This window comes from Actinomycetes bacterium (assembly GCA_036000965.1).
In the GTDB taxonomy this organism is placed as follows: Bacteria; Actinomycetota; CALGFH01; order CALGFH01; family CALGFH01; genus DASYUT01.
Genome location: DASYUT010000279.1, coordinates 1 through 3,776, shown reverse-complemented (window position 1 = coordinate 3,776; position 3,776 = coordinate 1). Strand labels below are relative to the sequence as shown.

Here is a 3,776-nt window from a genome sequence, read left to right as displayed (position 1 = left end):
CCCGCCAGCTCGAGGCCCTCGGCTACAACGTCACCCTCCAACCCGCCGCCTGACCGACACCACAGACCCAGCCTGGACCCGGCTCCGCTGCGCTCCGCCGGGTGCTGCCGCCTACCCACTCACCGTCGATTTTCGGATCAGATGAAACGGGCGTCAGCGGGAAAGCGTGAGCTTGAGCCGGCGAGCAGCAGCACTCGCGGGAAGCGGCGCCAGCTCGAGCGGCGCCAGGCGTCGGCGTAGGCGCTTAGTGGTCCGTTTTGTAAGTTCGTGCGTGGTGGTTGAGGCTGGCTGTGGCCGGTCAGGTCCAGGCGGTGGGGTCGGCCAGGTAGAGCCCGCAGGCGCAGTCGAGGGCCTCCTCGGGGGTACCGCTGGGCAGGCCGTTGGGCAGGACCGGGTCCTGGTAGCCGTCGTGGCTGGCGAGGTAGATGGCGAACCCCCAGGTGGTGGCGGAGCCGGCACAGCGCAGCCGGCACAGCGGGCGGGCCTCGCCGCTTTGCAGCTCGCTGTCGATGTAGGCGAAGCGGCCGCGGAAGCGTACGTGCACGTCGGCCAGCTGCGGCCAGCGCTCCCGCGCGCGGGCAAGGAGCCGCTGGTGCAGGGAGGTCTTGGTCGACTCGGGGACCGTGGCAGCCATGGGCCCATCATCCCCCAACCCGGTGGCAGGGTCCCGCCCGGCCGGCCACCGGGCCGGCCCAGGCGGCGGGAGGTCGACGAGACGATGGCACGAGGCGGCGGGCGCAGCCCGTTCCAGACCACCCTGCGGGCCTCGGAGCGGCGCGCGCTCAAGCCCAGCGCCCGCCGGCAGGCAGCCCCCTTCAGGGAGGTGGTCCGGGCCAGGACCGTGCTGGACGCCGCCGCCGGGCTGTCCAACGCGCTGATCGCCCGGCGGCTTCAGGTCGCGCCCAACACCGTGGTCAAGTGGCGCAAGCGGTTCTGCACCGAAGGGTACGCGGGCCTGCGTGACCGCAAGCGGCCGGGCCGCCCGCGGGCGTTCCCCGCGGCGGTCATGGCCTGTGCCAAGGCGGTCGCGTGCGAGCTGCCCGCCACCCGTGGGGTGCCGCCTGGCCGCTGGAGCCTGGCGGAGCTGCGCCTGGAGCTGCTGGCCAGCGGCCTGGTCGGCGAGGTGTCGGTCGCGACGCTGCGCCGCTGGCTGGTCGAGGACGCGATCCGGCCGTGGCAGCACCGCTCCTGGACCTCCCCCCGCGACCCCGGCTTCGCCGCCAAGGCGGGCGTGGTGCTGGACCTCTACCAGCGAAGGTTGGACGGCGAGCCGCTGGGTGCGGGCGAGTATGTCATCCCGGCGGACGAGAAGCCCTCGGTCCAGGCGCGCTGCCGCTGCCACCCCACCCTGCCGCCAGGGGTGGCCCGGGTGCTGCGGGTCGGGCACGAGGACGACCGCGGCGGCGCGCTGGCCTACCTGGCCGCCTGGGACGTCGGCCACGCGCGCCTGTTCGGCCGCTGCGAGCCCACGACCGGGATCGAGCCGTTCGGACGGCTGGTGGAGCAGGTCATGACCACCGGGCCCTACGCCTCGGCGGAGCGGGTGTTCTGGGTGGTCGACAACGGCAGCTCCCATCGCGGCCAGGCGTCGGTGGACCGGCTCCAGGATGCGTGGCGCAACCTGCGCCTGGTCCACCTGCCCATCCACGCATCCTGGCTGAATCAGGTGGAAATCTATTTCTCGGTGATCCAGCGCAACGTGCTCTCCCCAACGACTTCGGTGACCTCATCGAGGTCGAGCGCCGCCTCCTTGGCTTCCAGCGACGCTACGAGCAGACCGCGGTCCCCTTCGACTGGCGCTACACCCGATCCGACCTCGACCGGCTCCTCCAGCGACTGGACGAACACGAGCAGCTCGCCCAGGCCGCATGACGACCACGCACGAACTTGCATACGGCAGTACTTAGTTAGTCCAGGAGAACCGCTGGCAGTGCTCGTTCCAGCTCTGGCAGAACCGGTCTGCAACCTGCCCGGCTGCACCGGTCGCCGTCGCACTTGGGACGTTCGAGGTGCGGAGGTTGCAGCGCGGCGTCGCCGTGTGACAGGTTCCCGGCCGAGCGGCGCAGCAGAGCAGGAAGGCGGTTATGGGCATCATCGGCTGGATCGTTCTCGGGTTGATCGCCGGGGCCATCGCCAAAGCAATCTTGCCGGGCGATGACCCCGGCGGCATCGTCGTCACCACCATCATCGGCATTGCCGGCGCCCTGCTTGGCGGGTTCCTGGCGCAGGTGCTGTTCAACCGCGACACCGTCAACGAGTTCTTCGATCTGAGCACCTGGCTGACCGCCAGCATCTTGCTGGTGCTTTACCGGCTCGTCAGCGGGCGACGCCGGATCACCTACGCCGACGAGGTCAGGCAAGGCCAGCGATTCCGCTCCGCCTTTGGGTCGACCGTATCCTGGTGACCGGCCGTCCACCGAGGTAGGCCTCGGACCTGGCAACCGCGAGGCTTGCGCGCGACCGGTCTGAGCGGCGAGCGCTGGCTGCGAGACTCGTCACTACCGGCCCACTCGACCGCCCTGGAGCCCCATGTCGCCCCGCCGTCGCAGCCGGTCACGTCGGAGGACCAGGTCCCGGCCTTCCAGCTCGCTCAGTTACCTGCTCGTGGCCGTCCTGGTCGTGGGGATCGGCTACCTGCTCGTCCAGCGGGGTGTCCTGCCTGCACCGCCGAGCACGACCCGGCCGTCCCCGGGAACCGACCGTCCCGCCGACAACACCGCGGCCATCCGCCGCCTCGGCGGCACCGTCGACTACGGTCGCGTCAACCCGGTCACCGGGCAGCGCAGCGGCGTCAGCGCCACCATCACCCCAGCCATGGTCGCCGCCGCCGCCCGGCATGAGCTCGGCTCCGCGGCCGGCTCGAGCATCCGGCCGCCCGGCTACGACCAGCTGCCCGCCCGCAACCGGGCACGTGGGCACCTGCTCGGCCGCCAGCTCGGCGGCTCCGGTGGCCTGCCCGCCAACCTGGTCGCGCTGTACCAGACCCGAACCAACACCCCGGTGATGCGCGACTACGAGACGGCCGTGGCTGAGGCGGTCCAGGCCGGCGAGACGGTCCGCTATCGCATCCGGCCGATCTACCCCAGCCGCACGTTCAACGGGGCGCCAAGCGCGATCCGGATCACCGCCACCGGCGACCGCGGCTTCCGCCTTGACGTCACCATCGCCAACACCCCCCAGGCCACCGTCAAGGAGACCGTCGCCCCACCGGCCAGCCCGTAGCCGAGCGGAGAGGAGACTGCATGCTGGAGCGGCTGCGCCTGCTGCTGCCGCCACCGGCCGACCCGACGGAACCGGGCCGGCCGGACGGCTGGGCGGAGGTCGAGGCGGCCCTCGGGACCGGGCTGCCAGGCGACTTCAAGGCCTTCACGGAGCTGTACGGCTCCGGCAAGGTGGACGACTTCCTGTACCTGTTCAACCCGTTCGCCCAGGGGCAGGACGGCAACCTGCTGTTCGAGAAGGACCGTGTCCTGGCCGCCTACGCCCAGACCAGGGCCAAGTTCCCGGAGCGGCTGCCGCTGCCGCCCTTTCCCGAACCGGGCGGCGTGCTGCCGCTTGGGCGCACCGACAACGGCGACGAGCTGTACTGGGTGACGCAGGGCCCGCCCGACGACTGGCCGGTGGCGCTGCTGGAGTCGCGCGCGGCCCACCAGGAGGTCCACCGCATGCCGGTGACCGGCTTCCTGGCCGCGCTGGCCGCCAACGAGCTCGCCACCGAAATCCTCCCCGACGACGTGGCCCACCGGCCCAGCCACCAGTTCGCCCCGTTCGACTGA

General features: G+C 71.8%; 5 protein-coding genes. 4 read left to right on the top strand and 1 reads right to left on the bottom strand.

Annotated elements, in window-relative coordinates; genetic code table 11:
• Window positions 1-298: 298 nt before the first annotated feature.
• Window positions 299-634, bottom strand: coding sequence for a hypothetical protein (locus VG276_24480; protein ID HEV8652456.1), 336 nt, complete (start codon window positions 632-634; stop codon window positions 299-301).
• Window positions 635-718: 84 nt separating this feature from the next.
• On the opposite strand from VG276_24480, the gene VG276_24475 reads away from it, so the two are divergent.
• The 4 genes from VG276_24475 (at window position 719) to VG276_24460 (ending at window position 3,776) form a co-directional block, all read left to right on the top strand.
• Complete coding sequence (locus tag VG276_24475; GenBank protein HEV8652455.1) at window positions 719-2,158, top strand: IS630 family transposase; 1,440 nt, start codon at window positions 719-721, stop codon at window positions 2,156-2,158.
• Window positions 2,085-2,405: a GlsB/YeaQ/YmgE family stress response membrane protein gene (locus VG276_24470; GenBank protein HEV8652454.1), complete on the top strand. Its 321-nt coding sequence runs from the start codon at window positions 2,085-2,087 to the stop codon at window positions 2,403-2,405. Before VG276_24475 ends, VG276_24470 begins: the two co-directional genes overlap by 74 nt.
• A gap of 199 nt (window positions 2,406-2,604) precedes the next feature.
• A complete protein-coding gene (locus VG276_24465; protein ID HEV8652453.1) occupies window positions 2,605-3,222 on the top strand; it encodes a DNA/RNA non-specific endonuclease in 618 nt (205 codons plus the stop codon).
• Window positions 3,223-3,242: 20 nt separating this feature from the next.
• Entirely contained in the window at window positions 3,243-3,776 is a 534-nt protein-coding gene (locus VG276_24460; GenBank protein HEV8652452.1) for a hypothetical protein, read from the top strand.